Raw genomic sequence first — 15765 nt, 5'->3', positions numbered from 1 at the left:
AAAATAAACGATAGAATGCACTCATCGTGAATACCAAAACTGAAAATTCTGGCGTTGACATGCTCAACGGACCTTTGTTAAAAAAAATATTGCTTTTTGCACTTCCTCTTGCAGCCAGCAGCGTTTTACAGCAGTTTTTCAATTCTGCAGATGTTGCTGTTGTAGGACATTTTGCCGGAAGTGAAGCCCTTGCCGCAGTTGGAAGCAATACTCCGATAATAAATCTTCTTATCAATATCTTTGTCGGAATGTCTGTAGGTGCAAACGTTGTAATAGGAATGTTCCTGGGACAAAAAAAGGAAGAACAGGTTTCACGCGCGGTGCATACGGTAATGCTGCTTTCTGTTGTAACCGGAATAGCACTTATTTTTATAGGATGGTTTTTGACGGCCCCTCTCCTTGAACTGATTAAAACTCCTGAAAATGTCATAGGTCTTGCTTCGGTTTATCTGAGAATTTATTTTATGGGAATGCCGTTTTTTATGTTCTACAATTTTGGCGCGGCTGTTCTTAGAAGCAGGGGTGATACAAACAGACCACTTTTGTGCCTGATTGTATCCGGTGTTGTCAATGTACTTCTCAATCTGTTTTTTGTAATTGTACTTGGAATGGGTGTTGCAGGAGTTGGAATTGCAACCCTTATTGCAAATGCTGTAAGTGCGTCTATGATAGCCTGTTTTCTTCTGGGTGAGCGCAGTTCATTAAGGCTTTATCCTTCAAAACTGTCATTTAATGTTCCTATACTTTTGCGCGTAATAAAAATAGGTGTTCCTGCCGGAATCCAGGGAATGATTTTTTCTTTTTCAAACGTCTGCATTCAGTCAGCGATAAACAGTTTCGGGCCTGATGCCATGGCCGGTTCAGCAGCTGCACAGAATTTTGAATTTTTCTCTTACTTTGTAATCAATTCATTTAATCAGGCGGCGGTTACATTTATAAGCCAGAATTTTGGTGCAGGAAAAATGGACCGCTGTTCAAAAGTGTACAGACTCTGCATGATTTCGTCTTTTGTCATGACAGGAATTATGAGTTCATCTTTTGTTCTGGGAAGAAATATTTTTTTGCGTTTTTATACATCAGACGAAAGAGTTCTTGTTTACGGTGCAATGAGGCTTGTTTTCATAGAATCGTTCGGTGCAATTCCGTGTTCGTATGAAATAAGTGCTTCTGCCCTGCGCGGAATGGGTTATTCAATGCTACCGGCTGTGCTTACGATGATAGGTTCGTGTCTTTTGAGAATTGTATGGTTGCTTACGGTATTCAAAATTTTTCCTGACTTCAGGGTTCTTATGGCAGTATACCCGTTCTCATGGCTTGTTACCGGAATTATGCTTATTGCCGCTTATATCATTATAAGAAAAAAACTGGTTTGCGTTCAGACCCAGAAAAAATGAAAACCCTCTTAAGTGTAGACTTTTTGGCGCTAAATCTATAATCTACTATTATGGAAAATAATTTAAACTATAAACAGTGGCATGATAAAGAAACCGGATCCTTTCATGCCAGAACAAATGTATACTTCAGCCAGTGCGATAAAAACAAGCAGCTCAGTCTTAACGAACTTCTGCGCATTACTTCAGACATTGCGGTCGAAGACTACAGGCAGCAGGGAATGTCGCGCGAAGTTCTTTTGCAGAACGGATACGCAATTCTGGTTTCGAGATGTTCATTCAGAATACATTCAATGCCCCGAGAAAATGACAGAATAGAAATTATTACCCGTGAAGAAAGACCGGAACCGCTTCAACTTATGAGGGCATATGAAATTCTGGACGAAAACGGAACTTCCCTTGTAAGCGGCTCCAGTTCATGGCTTGTAGTTGATCTTTCCACAAGAAGAATTCTTCCTACAAAAAAGTTTACCATGAGGAATCCGACAGAATTTACAGGAGAACATGACTGCCTTCCCGTGTCAAAAATAATTGTTCCCGAAAACATTGAACAGATTGACGAGCGCACAATCCGCCGTTCTGACATAGACGCAAACGGTCATACAAACAATTCAAGATACGGGGCTTTTATTTCTGACGCGCTTGGAGACATTCTGGACAAGACTCAGATTTCTGATTTCAGGATTAATTATTCAAAAGAAGCCATGCTCGGTGAAAAGCTGAATATTTATTCTTCTTACGACGAAGCATCAAAGAAAATTCTTCTTGTCGGAAAAACCGATTCTGCAACTTCTTTCGAAAGCGAAATTTTTTTGAAATAAAAAATGAATATAAGAATTTCGATGATTTGGTTGTTATATCTCCTTTCGTTTCGAATGAAATAATGAAGTTGTTTAACAGACAAAGCAGAAATACTCATAAGCACACACGAACTTTGATAGCAAGAGATTTCTCATTAAAAACTATCGGGAATGAAAATCTCAGCAACTTTGATGTATATACGGTAAAGGACAGCATTTTTGAAGGTGAAGGAATTATTTCGGAAGATTCCAATTCAGAAGAAATAAAGCAGAATCAGGATATACATGCAAAAATGTATCTCATGGATTATAAAAAAGATTCTCTCTTATATTTTGGCTCAGCAAATGCTACACATAATGGGTTTTTCAAGAATGTAGAAGCTTTAGTCTGAGTCAATGCTTACAAATATAATTGCAAAAATTCAAATATGGTCTTTTCGGTTCTGACCCTGAAAAAAATCCTTTCCAGCAGATTGATATAAGTGATATTGAAGTTGTAGAAAAAGATTCTGTAAAAGCTGAACAAGACAGGCTTGAAAACATTATTAAAGATATTTGTCATCTTGAACTTTCTGCATTTGTTGTAAAGCAGGATGATGAGAAGTATAAAGTTGTTGTCAAAATCAAAAATACGGATATCCAAACTGTAACCATAAAAATCCCGGCCTTTTCTTACGAGCAGACAATCAAAAATTCCGGGATTCTTGCAAACGCGCCAAAGCTCACCGAAGAAGTTGTAAACCGTTATCTTGAAGTTGCAGAACTCGACGAAAACGGCAATCACCTTTCCCATTTGGAGGGTGGTATCCCGTTCACCCCCCTGCCTTGCCCAATTTCACGCTGGTTGATTTTGGACAAGGAGGTACGGCGCATGGAACGCTCCTAAAAAACATTTTGGCTGTCGCCTGCCTGGTTTGGAAGATCGGGCATCGGGTACCGTAGTAGTGGCGAAAGGGGAGGACAAGTATCACCCGTCTTTGCGGAAAATGTAAAATAAAGTGACATTTCTTGTCACCACGCGGTGCTATAATGTAATCATAATTGGGTTTTTGGGTTATAATACAGGAGCAAACATGGAAGAAAAAGAGTTTAGGGAATAGAGGAAAATGTCTTTTAAGATAGAACGTAATGATATTACAAAAGTCTCGGCAGATGCAATTGTAAATACAGCAAACCCAATGCCCACTGTGGGAGCGGGAACAGATACTGCAATTTATAAAGCAGCGGGCTATGAAGAACTGATTGAAGAAAGGCGCAAAATCGGTGTAATTCCGAGGGGAGAATCCAGGGTAACTCCTTCATTCAAACTTGAGAAGAACGGCGTAAAGTTCATAATCCACACTATTGGAGTTTTCTGGCAGGGTGGCAGTAAGGGTGAAACTGATATTCTGCGTTCCTGCTACAAAACTTCGCTTAAAACTGCTGTGGACCTGGGCTGTAAAAGCATTGCGATTCCTTTTCTTGCCACAGGTTCATACTGCTTTCCTAAAGAACTTGCCCTTCAGATTGCTGTAGAAGAAATCAGCAAATTCCTTCTTGAAAATGAAATTGATGTAAAACTCATTGTTTATGACAGAAAATCGTTCAAGATTTCTGAAAAGCTTTTTTCTGATGTTGAAGACTATCTGCAGAAAAATCTGACTGATGAAGACGAATCAGATTTTTTAAGTGACGCTCTTAAAAGTTGTAAAATTGATAGTAGTGAGGATTTTGAAGAAGAAAGAGAACGGATTGGCAGAAAAAAACAGGCTCAAAGAATAAAGAAAAGAGAATCATCTCCAATAATTGGTGCAGCACTTACTTCTGCAGAAATCCCGGTAATTCATAACTTGGAATCTGCGTGTGAAGCGACCATAGCACCGGTTGACGTGGACGCATTTATTCAGAAAGGTCAGACAAAAAACTTTCAGGACACTTTGCAGTCTCTCATTGCGGAGCGGAACCTTCCGAATGCGGATATCTGGAAAAAGGCTGACATGGACCGTAAATTCTTTTCTAAAATTATCAGCACAAAAGATTATGTACCAAAGAAAAAGCCGGTTATGGCTCTGGGGCTTGCGCTGGAACTTCCGCTTGAGGATTTTGAACGTTTTCTTGCAGCGGCAGGTTACGCTTTTATGCCGTCTGACAGGTTTGACCTTATCATTAAATACTGCGTTATGAACAAAATTTACAATATTGTTAAAGTCGATATGATTCTTGATGACCACGGCCAGGAGTGCTTCGGAAAATATTAGGCGGTTGAAGATGTCGCCGGTTTCGCGACCAAATGAGAGATGGAATCCTGTATCTTTAAGTTACAAACACGGAAACGGAGGTAACGGAAATGAAACAGGGATTAACAGAAATCGTATTTATTCTGGACAAAAGCGGTTCAATGGGCGGACTTGAAAAAGACACTATCGGCGGGTACAACGCATTTTTGGAAAAGCAGCGGAAGATTGAAGGCGAGGCTTTTGTTTCTACAGTTTTATTCAGCGACAGGGACGAAGTTCTTCATGACAGGGTTCCGCTTAGCGAAATCAAAAATCTGACTGAAGAAGATTACAGTGTAGGCGGCTGCACGGCACTTTTGGATGCCATTGGTGGTGCTGTTCATCACATCGGGAATGTTCACAAATATGCGCGTGAAGAAGACAGACCTGAAAAGACAATCTTTGTAATTACAACCGACGGCGAAGAAAATTCAAGTTCTGAATATTCTTACGATAGAATCAAACAGATGATAAGCCGTCAGACTCAAAAATACGGCTGGGAGTTCATCTTCCTCGGAGCAAATATGGATGCCATAGGGGAAGCAGGAAAGCTTGGAATCAGGGCTGAAAATGCTGCCCGTTACATTAACGACGGAGCCGGGACTGTTACAAACTTTGAGTGCGTCAGCCTGGCTGTTGGAGAAGTCAGGTGCGGTAGGAAAGTGAGCAAGGCCTGGAAAGAAGGAATTGAAACTTACGAGAAAGAGCATAGATAGGGGGCATACATGTACGGAGCAATTTTAGGAGATATAATTGGTCAGCCTTACGAGTTTGACCGTGGAAACAAGACAAAGGATTTTCCGCTTTTTGCGAAGGTGCCGCATTGGACTGATGACAGCGTAATGACAATTGCAATCTGCGACGGAATTTTGAAAGCAGGATTGGACGCAGATGAGCAGACTATGAAAACTGCGATGATAACTTCCTGCCAGCTTTGGGGACACAAATATCCGCATGCCGGTTACGGCGGAAGATTCTTCCTGTGGCTTGCAAAAGAAAGCACAAAGCCCTACGGCTCATACGGAAACGGCTCTGCAATGCGGGTGGCAAGTGTCGGATGGCTTTTTGAAACTTTGGAAAGAACAAGAGAAGTTGCAAGATGGTCTGCAGAGATTACTCACAATCACCCGGAAGGAGTGAAGGGTGCTGAATCTGTTGCAGCAGTAATCTGGATGGCAAGAAACGGTAAATCAAAAGATGAAATCAAAGAATACGTTATACTCGAGTTCGGATATGACCTTAGCCGTACCTGTGATGAAATCCGCCCTGAATATTTTCATCAGGAATCCTGCCAGAAGACTGTGCCCGAAGCAATGACTGCATTTTTTGAAGGAAAAGACTTGGAAGATGTAATCAGAACGGCAGTTTCATTGGGCGGAGACTGCGACACTTTGACCGATATTGCCACTGCCATGGGAGAAGCATTTTACGGAATGAACGATGATCTGCGCCGGGCTGTAATGCAGTATACTACGGAAGATATGCACAGGGTTTTGATGGAATTTGACAATGTGAAGATTAAGCGGGTTCAGGACAAGGGGAAGGTCGCTGTTTGGGCGTAGAAGGCTGAGTATGGGAAAGGGTTATAGACTGAAAGGTTCATGCGGTTTTGAAAGTGAATACTTTGTTGGAATCGGAATGTTGATGCCGACGGTTCAGCAGGAATGTCTGGTTTGCAAAGAGCGGATGCATCAGGTTAGAATCGGGAAGGATGATATTATTTGTCCCAAGTGCGGTAAAGGGATTCTGACGGAAGAAGAATTTATTTGTTGGGATTAGCAAAAGAGGGTGTATAATTACAGTATGACAAACAGAGTAACAAATCCAAGAATTACAAAACTTGAAAAGAACGAAATCTTTGTGTTCGGTTCAAATCTTGCCGGACAACACGCGGGCGGCGCTGCGGCTGCTGCTATGGAAAGGTTCGGCGCTGTCTGGGGGCAGGGAGTAGGCCTTCAGGGGCAGTCGTATGCAATTCCCACAATGCAGGGCGGGGTAGAAACAATCAAGCCTTATGTTGATGACTTTGTAAAGTTTGCTTCTGCCCACACTGAATATGATTTTCTTGTAACAAGAATCGGCTGCGGGATTGCGGGTTTTACTGATGAAGAAATTGCGCCGTTGTTTGAAGGGTGCAAGGCTTTGGAAAATGTTGCGCTGCCGGAGGAATGGTGGGGAATACTGGGCGTTCAATAAGCGCCAAATGTGTGGTATAATATTCAACCAACCGCAATGTTCCGTTTGCCACTCCCGATAAGATTGAATGGGTCAAAAAATATCTTTTACCAAAAGTAAAAGTGAATGCAGTCCTTCGTGCAGAAAAACTGAACTTCTGTCATGGCAAAGATTTTATTCTGAGTGATGATTACAAAAAGAATATCGCCGAATGGAAAGAAGCCGGCGGTACCGCAATTCTGTTCAACTAAAATGCGCTATTTAGTCAACACAAAAATTTTACAGGTTTAAGGTGTAAAAATTTATGCAGCCCGTTTTCTTTCCAGTTCATTGTACTGGAAGCATTTATACATTTCATCAGGCACGTTGTAATCCAGAGACTGATGAAACCTCGCTGTGTTGTAGAAGTTGAAGTAGGCATTTATGCCGGCCTTCAAGTCTTTCATTGTCTCATAGCGTTTAAGGTAGATGTCCTCGTACTTGAGGCTTCTCCAAAGACGCTCAATTCTGATGTTGTCCAAAGCCCGGTCTTTTCCGTCCATGCTGATCTGGATGTCGTAATCGACAAGAACTTTGATAAAAACATCAGATGTAAACTGGCTTCCCTGGTCTGTGTTGAAGATTGCAGGACAGCCGTATTCTTCGATTGTTTCCCTCAGAAGATTTGCATACTGCATCGCATCCATCGTGTTGAATACGCGCCAGCTCAAGACCTTCCTCGAGAACCAGTCGATTATTGCCATCAGGTAAACATTCCCTGTCGGCAGCTTTATGTAAGTGATATCCGTTGACCATACCTGATTCGGATATCTGATTACCTTGTTTTTCAGAAGATACGGATACTTCTTGTGATATTTACAGGCCTTGGAAAGATTCTTGCCCGGAAATACCGCCGTAATCCCGAATCTTCGCATTACACGGCGTACAGTTGTTTCTGTAGTGTCTCCGCCGTTTTTGTTTATCTCTCTCCAGATTCTGCGGTAGCCGTAATACGGATGCTCAATCTGGACTTCCTTGATTTTCACAAGCAGATTGAAATCTTTTTCATCATGCCCTGGACCCGGTTCGTAATAATACCGGCTCCGTGAAATCCCAAGCAGCCTGCACTGCCTTGAAATGCTTAAAACCTTGTAAGCAGGTTCTACAAGATTGGATCGTAGCCGTATATCTGCTTGTACTTTTTTTTTAGAAAATCAATTTCGACTTTCTGTTCACCGATTGTTTTCAGAAGACTGTCTTTTTCCTCTTCCTGCTTTCTCGTTTCTTCTGACTTCTTGTTCGGCCGTTCAAAAATGTCAGCCATTCCGGCAATCGCCTGCGCTTTCCATTGGGAAATCTGATTCGGATGGACGCCGTACTTTACTGCAATTTCCTGAATCGTAGATTCTTCTCGTAATGCTTCAAGTGTAACTTTTGCCTTGAAATCCTTGCTGAATGACTGTCGTTTCTTTACCATGTGCTAACCGCCTTGCTTAATTTATCGGCTGTTTGCACCTTAAATCTGCTCCTTTTTCTGTGTCGTTTTACACACTCATTTTAAACAGCTGGCAAGACACTCTGACTGTCATTGAGGAACTGGAAAACCAAAATACATCCTCATAGGAACTTCCGGCTACGACTATCCCGAGTGGAAGGGCGTTTTTTACCCGAAGAACTTTGCACGAAAAAACTTTCTTTCTTACTATGCGACCAAGTTTAATGCGGTGGAACCTTTGCAGAAAAAAGGCGTTTTGAGTTCCGTGCTTTTCCAGCTTCCCCAGAGTTTTCATTACACCCGAGACAACCGCTTTTACCTTGCGGCTCTCCTAAAAGAGTTTGACGGATTTCCGACAGTAGTTGAGTTCCGTCATGCTGAATGGATTAAAGACTCAGGAAATGTTCCGCAAGTGGTTTACCAATATTGATGACGACATGCAGACGCTTACCGAAGGAATCACTTTTGCAGTCTGTGTTCATCTTCCGTGCGTAAGTCAGGGCTACGTTTTTGCCTACACGCTTTATACTGCCACTGGAGAACTGCACATTTTTGTGAATCACGGAATGGAACAGTTTCACCTTTCAAGCAACGAAATAGAAAACAAAAAGTCCGTCGTCTACACAGACCCCGAGTAGAAAAATAGTTTTACAGTGACACTTCCTGTCACCATGGTGTGTTACAATAAAAAGTATAAGCTCCGTATGGGGCTTAATCAAAACTTTTACGAGGTAACATTATGGAAACAATTCAGGAAGAAACATTCACAGATGGCGTTGAACTCTGCCCGGTAAGCGGCAAACGCTGCTATTCAGAACGCGAAGCCGGTTCAATCGTCAATTCATGCCACCGCCACAGAAGCAGCGACCACCTTGGCCGCAACAAAGATTTACCCAGACGCAAATACTTCTGCTCCGACTGCGGCTCATACCATTTAACCCACCTTGCAAAATACGACAAAGACTCCTACGGCGCCGCCTGGGAGGCAAAATTCTATTTTGAATACGAAATGAGAGGAAGAAAGGCTGGAAAGACGGCGTAAAGATTATAAATAAGGAGCGGAATGACCATAAAAGAAATAAAATGCAAAAAGAAGCAAAAAACGAAGCACAACAGATTATAAAAAAATGTCCCGCAACACTTCTCTGGTAGAGTTATAATCAAAAGTTGTGGATTGCCTGAGAAGGCATAGAAAAAGAGGTCAGTCTAAGGTATAGTTTTCTTTGGAAAAAAAATAAACACCGAAGGAGACCTCTTATGAAAAGAATACTGGAAATTGAAGAAAATTCCGATAGTCCAACGATTGATTTGCTTGAAGAAGCAAAGAGCCTGAGTCCGTCAGTCATAACAAAGCTTACTGTAAAATGGCAGGCTGAATATGACGAATGGCGCAAACGTGATCTTTCCGGAAAGGGATACGTTTATGTTTGGGCAGACGGAATTTACGTAAAGTCCCGGCTTGACGGTGAAAAGACCTGCCTTCTGGTAATAATTGGCGTAACTGTTGAAGGCAAAAAAGAACTTGTGGCTGTACAGACCAGAATTCGCGAGTCAACGGAAAGTTGGCGTGGAGTTTTGCTTGATTTGAAATTCCGCGGACTGACAAAAGCGCCAAAATTGGCAGTCTGCGACGGAGCGATTGGGTTTCAAAATGCAGTTGATGAAATCTGGGGCCAGCTAAAAATTCAGAGATGTTGGTTCCACAAGTCAACAAAAGGAAACGGCTCTTCCGCTGCTTCTGTTGCAATGGCTTTCAAGCTTTGTCTTCAGGCAGAGAAAAACTGGCGACGGCTCAGGGGATTTAAACAACTTGAACTTGTCGCCAAAAATATAATTTTTGTGGACGGTGAACAAATGAAGGCTACCTGATGAAAAAGACACTTTTTTTCAATCCACAACAATTGACAATAACTCCTTCAAGAAACAGGGGAAGAAACCTGTTTATATTATTTTGAGTATCCAGACATTTTTGTGGATTTTGCATAACTTCAAATTGCTGCATTAACAAAAAGTAAACCAGCTAAGTCATATTTTCTTCTTTTTTGTGCATATATTCAGCAGCGATATTTTTATTGTCTTTTAGATACCATTCCAAGCAGTTCCATGCTTTAAAATAAATTGTCCGGTGTATAAAATTATTGGGAAGAAATAGCATATTTCCATTTGGCAACGTAAGTTCGGAAGTTTTCCCGATTTCTTTGCGTAAATCTGCTCCTGCGAAAACTAGTGATTTGCAGATTTCAACATCATCCCATTCACAAGCGTAGAGCAATGCGGTGCAGCCTTGATTATTTGCAATCGGGTCGCGCATACTGTAGCTGATAAATCCGTCAACATTTGAAGTTCTTTCTATATATAAATCAACAATTTCGTTTGTTTCTTCTTTGCGTTTGTCTCGGATTTCCTTTGGAATTTCATTTTCCAGATTTTTTGAAGTTTCCATAATGAATGAAATATCAGAGTCGTGAGAAATTTCTTTTATATTTCTTTTTTCTGCATATTCAAACGGATTGTTGAAAAGATATTTTATCATAAGTGCAAAATATATCGGAGAAACTTCATCTGCTGATATTATAAAGTCGTCTGGAATTTTTTCTGTGCTAAACATTTTATCTAAAAAACGCTTGTTAAGGTCTAAATCCAAAGATTGAATTACGGTTTGCAGTGGCGATATTTTTTGTCTGTTTGTCCGCGTGAATAAAACTTTCTTATCGGTTATTTCAAGAATTTGTAAGATAAGCGGCTTTATTTTTTCTTGATTGTTTCCTCTTAAATATTGACTTACAATTTCATGAATCGGGTAGCAGTTGTTTGTGTTTGGAATGTTTAAGTTTAATGAAGGATATTTTGATTTATCCAAATACAATTCAACAATGTCAAAATAGCCTTGAATTATTGCATTTGAAATTGGCGTGTATGCAACATTGTGAGTTGTTGGAAGAATGTTGTTTATTTTTGCATCTGTGATTTTTAGCAGAGTTTCTCTTGATTTTAAGACTTTCTCATTTTCTGGCGTGTCTGTTGTTTCAATGTTAGAAGCCTTGAATAAGTCTTTATTTTTAATAATCTTCGCACATTCACTTTCTGGAGAAAAGCAGTTCCAAAAATTTTGAAAGCAGTGGTAATATAAATTGTAAGCATCGTTCATGTCATTTAGCAGAAGGTCGAACGCCAAGCCAAAATCGTAAAAGTTTTTTGTTGTCTTGTCTAAAGGAGTTTTTGTGTCTGTATTGTTGTCGGAAGTTTTTTGCAGCCTTGTTCGGGCTTTTGTAGGATTTTTCTTCATGTCAAGATAAACAGAAACAATTATTGCTTCATGTATAAACTGCCCGGAACTTTTTCCCATAAAATATTTGCCGTTTTCAAAAGCCAGCCCATACCATTTAACAGCATTTTCCAGATGTTCAAGATTCCCGGAATCCAAATATTTGTATACATAATCCTTTGCGCAGAACCAGTTTTCCCAAAAGGAAAAAGAATGTGGCAGTTCATTTCTAAGTTCATTCATGGTGTTTTGAAAAGAAATTAAGTTTTCGCGGCAGTTTTCATTCAGCAGGTTATCAAAATACAAAGCCTTTTCTGCAATGTCTTTAAGATTTTGGATATTTACATTTTCATCGATAAAACTTGCTGCGTCTTGAATAATATTTTCTGTGTCAGTCTTCTGATGAATTTTGCAGAATAACTCAAGTTTTTGCAAATCTGACTTTTTAAATGACGGCCATTTTATTGCATTTTTGAAATTCAAATAGAAATAAAGATTCAAAAAGATGAATGAAAATCTTTTGTCCTTTTTATGAATCGCTTTTAAGAACGGATAAAAAATTTTCCAGGTGGGATTTGTATTTTCTTTTCGGCATTTTTGTAATGCTTTTTTTACGTGCAGCAAAGAATCTGATTCATTGTCGTTTATATTTTCAGCAACTTCATGGAAAAAGAACCTGAGGAAATCGGAATGAGGGAAATTGCCAAAAAGTGCGGCGTTTCAGCCACGGCAATTTATCATTATTATAGGGACAAGGACTGCCTTTTTCAGTCGATTTCGCTGGACTGTCTGAACCAGATAAATTCGGTTATTGAAGCCGCCGCGGAAAAAGCCGCTTCTTCAAAGGAAAAGGTTCTTGCCGCAATCAGGGCGTTTCGCAACTGGAGTCTTAAAAATCCGCGGGTTGCCTCTCTTGTGATGGAAAAAATAAAATCCGCGGTGAATCTTCCGCCGGAAGAAACTGAAAAATTTTATGTCTGCAACCGCACTGGAGAAAAACTTCTTGAGCTTTGTATTGCAGAAGGAGTGGCGCGTTCTGAAAATCCCCGGCTGGATGTCGGTGTTCTTGTATTCGGACTTTGGGGCTGTCTTCAGTCCGTGATTTCGCGCAAGTCGGAGGTTGAATACTGGGAAAATTCCGAGCCGTTTACAGAACGTTTTATCAGTATGTGGGTGGAAAATATTTTTGTAAATTAGAAAACAAGAGAAAACTATGATTTTAAAATCAATCATCAAGAAAATTTTTGTAGCGGCTTTTGCGCTTCTGGTTTTTCAGCAGGTTTGGGCGGAAGAGAATTCTGAAAATCGGACTGCAAAGGTTAGGGTGCTTGTAACTCCGGGCGGCGAATGGAAGGGAAAATTTCCGCCGCAGTTTGCGCTGTGGATTCAGGATTCGGACGGAAACTTCAGCCGGACAATTTTTGCCACAAAAAGGGCCTCGAAGAAAAAATGGATTTTCGCGCCCAAAGACGGCCGCCCGGAATCGCTTCCTGTGTGGTATCATTCCTGCGAAAATTTCTACGTTCCGGAATCAAAGAATGATATGGATGCGGTAAGCTCGGCAACTCCAAAAGGCAGCTTTGATGTTTCTCGGAAAATTCAGCTTGAGGAAGGAAAAAAATATTTTGTTTTTGCGGAAGTGAACAAAAGCTTTGACTACAACGAATTCTATCCAAAAGACGCCGGGAAGAATTCCGCGGAATATTCCGGTGTGAACGGTCAGCCTTCCGCAGTTTACCGCGCCGAAATCAACCTTGAAAATCATGAGGCGAAACTGGAGCTTATTGGAACAGGCTCGCTCGACGGAAAAAGCGGTTTGATTGAAGACAAGACGGAAACTCTTACAACCGCAAAAAATCTTGTGGAAAAAATTGTCGTGAGCCTTGAAGTTTCCAAAAAAACGCTGCATTCAAGGCTTCCTTAACAGTATTTTTCCGCGATAAACGCTCAAAACGGAAACGGATGGCTCACATTTGGTCTGGACAAAAATAAAAACTTTAAAATTCCCTGTAGTTTTCTGTTAAATCTTCTTCAAGCCACAGGGAAATTTCTTCCGTCACTTTTGAAAGTTTTTGCTCCTTTTGTTTTCCTGTTATTGAACATTCCCAGACAACAGCGACTCTGTAGCAGTTGTCAAGATAGGCTGAAATTACTTTTCTGTCGCGCGCAATGTTCCTTTCAATTTTATTTTTCCAGAATTCAACATTTGTTTTTGGCAGCCTGAAAAGCCGGCAGTTCTTGTGTCCGTGCCAGAAGCATCCGTGTATAAAAATAACTGCGTTGTAATGCGGAAGAAAAATGTCCGGCGTTCCCAAATACCGCTTGTCGTTTTTTCTGAATCTGAATCCGGCTTTGTGGAGCGCGCTTCTTAAAAAGACTTCGGGCTTTGTGTCCTTGCTGTGGATTTTTGCCATGTTCAGGCTTCTTTGCTCTGCGTTCAATGTGTCCATTTTTTCTTTCCGTCAATCTTTTAAAATCGCTTTCATTGCGCAGAGGGCGGCTAGAAAAATAATGTTCATCAGCGTAAAGACTGCGAGGAATTTTCCGGTGCCGCCTTTTTCCTGCGTGTAGAGTTTTAGGCTTATAAGGCTTGCAAGAGATGCCACCGGTGTTCCAAGTCCGCCGATGTCTACGCCAAGCAGAAGCTCCTTTGTGTTCTGCGCGAACGGATGAAGCAAAAGTGTTGCGGGAACGTTGCTTATCAACTGGCTGAACGCAAGGCCTGCGGTAAATTCGTTTCCTCCGGTTATCCGTTTTAGAAAAGTGTTCACACTTTCCAGCCTCGCGATGTTTCCTGTGAAAATGAAGAACGCCGTGAATGTCAGAAGCAGCATAAAATCGATATTGCAGAAAATTTTCCGGTCGGAAACAAGAACGCAAAGCGCGACAAGGACTGCCGCCACCCATTTTGGAACTACGTCCGCAACTGAAAGCAGGCACAATATAAAAAGGGCAGTGTACAGAATATTTTTTCCTGTGCAACTAGTGCTTTCAGCTTTGGCTTCCTGCTGTTCAATCTGCGTTTTTTCATTTTTTATTATCAGGGTTGAAAAAATCAGAAGTACAAAAGAAAGCGATGTGTACGGAAAAAGAATTTTCATAAACTGGACTGTGCCGAGCGGCATTTTTGAAAACAAAAATATATTCTGCGGATTTCCAATCGGCGTAATCATGCTTCCAAGGTTCGCCGCAAGAGTCTGAAGAACGACGGTATATAATAGAAGAAAACCGCTCGTTCCTGAAAGAAGGACAATCGCGAACGGAACAAATGTAAGGAGCGCCACGTCGTTTGTAATAATCATGCTTGTGAAAAAACAAAGCATAACAAGAGTAAGGCAAAGTCCGCGCTGACTGTGAACTTTGCGGCAGACGGTTTTTCCAAGAGCGTCGAAAAGTCCTGTCCGCCGCCAGCCTGAAACTACATCCATCAGCGAAAAAAGAGTCAGAAGCGTCCCAAAGTCGATGTACGAAATATATTTTGCATCCGGCTTTACAAAAAACATTGAAACGAGCGCGAATAAAAATGTGATGCAAAAGATAATTTCCTTTTTGCACCAGATGAATGTTTTATGAAAGATTTTTCCTGCCGACATTTTTTTACCTTCTCTGGTTCTGAAGATTTGAGAGATTAGTTGCAATTGTATCACAAATCGCAGTTTTGTGTTGAAAACGCCGCGGGATTATGACAGGAAATGACACGGGAGATTGTAGTGTCGGAGCACGGCAATGGCGAAATTATGAAATTTCAAATTTTGCACCGAATTTCCTTGCATTTATAACAGTAATATCTTATATTATATATATAAAATATTTTTATATTAGTAAACTACAATATATTGAGGACAAAAATGGCGGCAATAACTGTAAATGTGGAACAGAGCGACAAGGACACTTTCAATTCAATCTGCGCAAAAATGGGAATGAACATTTCCACCGCAATCAATATTTTCATCAAGGCGGTGAACCGCACGCGGACGATTCCTTTTAAAATCAGGGCGGAAGAGGAATACAACGACGAAACACTTGCGGCCTGCAAGGAGGCGCTGAACATAAGCAAGGGAAAAATCAAGGCGAAAAGGTATGATTCTGTAAAGGAAATGGTGAATGACATGCTTGCTGTAGCAGAGGATGAGCCAGAGTACAAACCATGACATATAAACTGATTTATACATCATCGTTCAAAAAAGATGTTCGTCTTGCAGAAAAGAGACATCTTGACATGAATGCTCTTGCAGAAGTTTTGGAATGGCTGAAAAGCGGCAAAAAGCTCCCCGAAAAATACTGCGACCACCAGCTGAAGCAGATTCGTTTTTTTAAGATTCAACGTACAAACTTCCTAAAAAGAGTCATTTTACACTCGAGTCTAAGGAACTTGATTTTTCCGTAAGGCATTCGATGGTTTTAA

The 15765-nt window shown here is 40.9% G+C and carries 22 protein-coding genes and 1 pseudogene; 18 read left to right on the top strand and 5 right to left on the bottom strand.

Annotated features, from left to right (window positions below):
• Positions 1-26 precede the first annotated feature (26 nt).
• The 10 genes from IWA51_RS10000 to IWA51_RS12810 all read left to right on the top strand — a co-directional run bounded on the left by IWA51_RS10000 (position 27) and on the right by IWA51_RS12810 (position 6872).
• The gene (locus IWA51_RS10000; RefSeq protein WP_230402648.1) at positions 27-1394 is read left to right on the top strand and encodes an MATE family efflux transporter; all 1368 of its coding nucleotides are present in this window, start codon (positions 27-29) and stop codon (positions 1392-1394) included.
• A gap of 50 nt (positions 1395-1444) precedes the next feature.
• Positions 1445-2212 carry an acyl-[acyl-carrier-protein] thioesterase gene (locus tag IWA51_RS09995; protein ID WP_198442309.1) on the top strand — a complete coding sequence of 256 codons (768 nt, stop codon included), beginning with the start codon at positions 1445-1447 and terminating at the stop codon, positions 2210-2212.
• Positions 2213-2325: 113 nt separating this feature from the next.
• Positions 2326-2583, top strand: coding sequence for a phospholipase D-like domain-containing protein (locus IWA51_RS09990; RefSeq protein ID WP_198442308.1), 258 nt, complete (start codon positions 2326-2328; stop codon positions 2581-2583).
• Positions 2584-2603: 20 nt separating this feature from the next.
• Positions 2604-3077 carry a hypothetical protein gene (locus IWA51_RS09985; protein WP_198442307.1) on the top strand — a complete coding sequence of 158 codons (474 nt, stop codon included), beginning with the start codon at positions 2604-2606 and terminating at the stop codon, positions 3075-3077.
• 220 nt (positions 3078-3297) lie between these two features.
• Positions 3298-4428, top strand: a complete 1131-nt coding sequence (locus IWA51_RS09980; RefSeq protein WP_198442306.1) for a macro domain-containing protein — start codon at positions 3298-3300, stop codon at positions 4426-4428.
• 89 nt (positions 4429-4517) lie between these two features.
• Positions 4518-5162: a vWA domain-containing protein gene (locus IWA51_RS09975; protein ID WP_198442305.1), complete on the top strand. Its 645-nt coding sequence runs from the start codon at positions 4518-4520 to the stop codon at positions 5160-5162.
• Between the two features lie 9 nt (positions 5163-5171).
• Positions 5172-6008 (top strand): ADP-ribosylglycohydrolase family protein, encoded by an 837-nt coding sequence (locus tag IWA51_RS09970; protein WP_198442304.1) that lies wholly within the window; start codon positions 5172-5174, stop codon positions 6006-6008.
• A 10-nt stretch (positions 6009-6018) separates the two neighbouring features.
• Positions 6019-6225, top strand: coding sequence for a hypothetical protein (locus IWA51_RS09965; protein ID WP_198442303.1), 207 nt, complete (start codon positions 6019-6021; stop codon positions 6223-6225).
• A gap of 24 nt (positions 6226-6249) precedes the next feature.
• Positions 6250-6642, top strand: a complete 393-nt coding sequence (locus IWA51_RS09960) for an A1S_2505 family phage non-structural protein (protein ID WP_198442302.1) — start codon at positions 6250-6252, stop codon at positions 6640-6642.
• Positions 6643-6743: 101 nt separating this feature from the next.
• The gene (locus tag IWA51_RS12810) at positions 6744-6872 is read left to right on the top strand and encodes a hypothetical protein (protein ID WP_268969366.1); all 129 of its coding nucleotides are present in this window, start codon (positions 6744-6746) and stop codon (positions 6870-6872) included.
• A gap of 51 nt (positions 6873-6923) precedes the next feature.
• Here IWA51_RS12810 and IWA51_RS09955 read toward each other — a convergent pair whose 3' ends face one another.
• Both IWA51_RS09955 and IWA51_RS09950 read right to left on the bottom strand, forming a co-directional pair.
• Positions 6924-7712 carry an IS3 family transposase gene (locus IWA51_RS09955; protein ID WP_230402733.1) on the bottom strand — a complete coding sequence of 263 codons (789 nt, stop codon included), beginning with the start codon at positions 7710-7712 and terminating at the stop codon, positions 6924-6926.
• Positions 7713-7762: 50 nt separating this feature from the next.
• A complete protein-coding gene (locus tag IWA51_RS09950; protein ID WP_198442301.1) occupies positions 7763-8077 on the bottom strand; it encodes a transposase in 315 nt (104 codons plus the stop codon).
• Positions 8078-8324: 247 nt separating this feature from the next.
• Here IWA51_RS09950 and IWA51_RS12945 point away from each other — a divergent pair, with 247 nt between their 5' ends.
• The 4 genes and pseudogenes from IWA51_RS12945 to IWA51_RS09930 all read left to right on the top strand — a co-directional run.
• Positions 8325-8525, top strand: a complete 201-nt coding sequence (locus IWA51_RS12945) for a DUF72 domain-containing protein (RefSeq protein ID WP_408059000.1) — start codon at positions 8325-8327, stop codon at positions 8523-8525.
• Complete coding sequence (locus IWA51_RS09940; protein ID WP_198442299.1) at positions 8470-8733, top strand: hypothetical protein; 264 nt, start codon at positions 8470-8472, stop codon at positions 8731-8733. Before IWA51_RS12945 ends, IWA51_RS09940 begins: the two co-directional genes overlap by 56 nt.
• A 101-nt stretch (positions 8734-8834) precedes the next feature.
• Positions 8835-9137 carry a hypothetical protein gene (locus tag IWA51_RS09935; protein ID WP_177528216.1) on the top strand — a complete coding sequence of 101 codons (303 nt, stop codon included), beginning with the start codon at positions 8835-8837 and terminating at the stop codon, positions 9135-9137.
• 200 nt (positions 9138-9337) lie between these two features.
• Positions 9338-9964 (top strand): annotated as a pseudogene (locus IWA51_RS09930) (transposase); the annotation flags it as partial.
• A gap of 151 nt (positions 9965-10115) precedes the next feature.
• Here IWA51_RS09930 and IWA51_RS09925 read toward each other — a convergent pair.
• Complete coding sequence (locus tag IWA51_RS09925) at positions 10116-11843, bottom strand: ankyrin repeat domain-containing protein (protein WP_198442297.1); 1728 nt, start codon at positions 11841-11843, stop codon at positions 10116-10118.
• A 180-nt stretch (positions 11844-12023) separates the two neighbouring features.
• Here IWA51_RS09925 and IWA51_RS09920 point away from each other — a divergent pair, with 180 nt between their 5' ends.
• Both IWA51_RS09920 and IWA51_RS09915 read left to right on the top strand, forming a co-directional pair.
• Positions 12024-12557 (top strand): TetR/AcrR family transcriptional regulator, encoded by a 534-nt coding sequence (locus tag IWA51_RS09920; RefSeq protein WP_198442296.1) that lies wholly within the window; start codon positions 12024-12026, stop codon positions 12555-12557.
• A gap of 16 nt (positions 12558-12573) precedes the next feature.
• Positions 12574-13284: a DUF2271 domain-containing protein gene (locus IWA51_RS09915; protein ID WP_198442295.1), complete on the top strand. Its 711-nt coding sequence runs from the start codon at positions 12574-12576 to the stop codon at positions 13282-13284.
• Between the two features lie 73 nt (positions 13285-13357).
• Here IWA51_RS09915 and IWA51_RS09910 read toward each other — a convergent pair whose 3' ends face one another.
• Entirely contained in the window at positions 13358-13810 is a 453-nt protein-coding gene (locus IWA51_RS09910; protein ID WP_198442294.1) for a very short patch repair endonuclease, read from the bottom strand.
• Positions 13811-13822: 12 nt separating this feature from the next.
• On the bottom strand, positions 13823-14953 hold the full coding sequence (locus IWA51_RS09905; RefSeq protein ID WP_198442293.1) for an SLC13 family permease: 1131 nt from the start codon (positions 14951-14953) through the stop codon (positions 13823-13825).
• Between the two features lie 255 nt (positions 14954-15208).
• Between IWA51_RS09905 and IWA51_RS09900 the strand changes: the two genes are divergently transcribed.
• A complete protein-coding gene (locus IWA51_RS09900) occupies positions 15209-15511 on the top strand; it encodes a type II toxin-antitoxin system RelB/DinJ family antitoxin (protein ID WP_198442292.1) in 303 nt (100 codons plus the stop codon).
• The gene (locus IWA51_RS09895; RefSeq protein WP_198442291.1) at positions 15508-15747 is read left to right on the top strand and encodes a type II toxin-antitoxin system mRNA interferase toxin, RelE/StbE family; all 240 of its coding nucleotides are present in this window, start codon (positions 15508-15510) and stop codon (positions 15745-15747) included. Before IWA51_RS09900 ends, IWA51_RS09895 begins: the two co-directional genes overlap by 4 nt.
• Positions 15748-15765 lie beyond the last annotated feature (18 nt).

This window comes from Treponema peruense (assembly GCF_016117655.1).
In the GTDB taxonomy this organism is placed as follows: Bacteria; Spirochaetota; Spirochaetia; order Treponematales; family Treponemataceae; genus Treponema_D; species Treponema_D peruense.
This window is presented reverse-complemented; position numbering and strand designations above follow the sequence as displayed.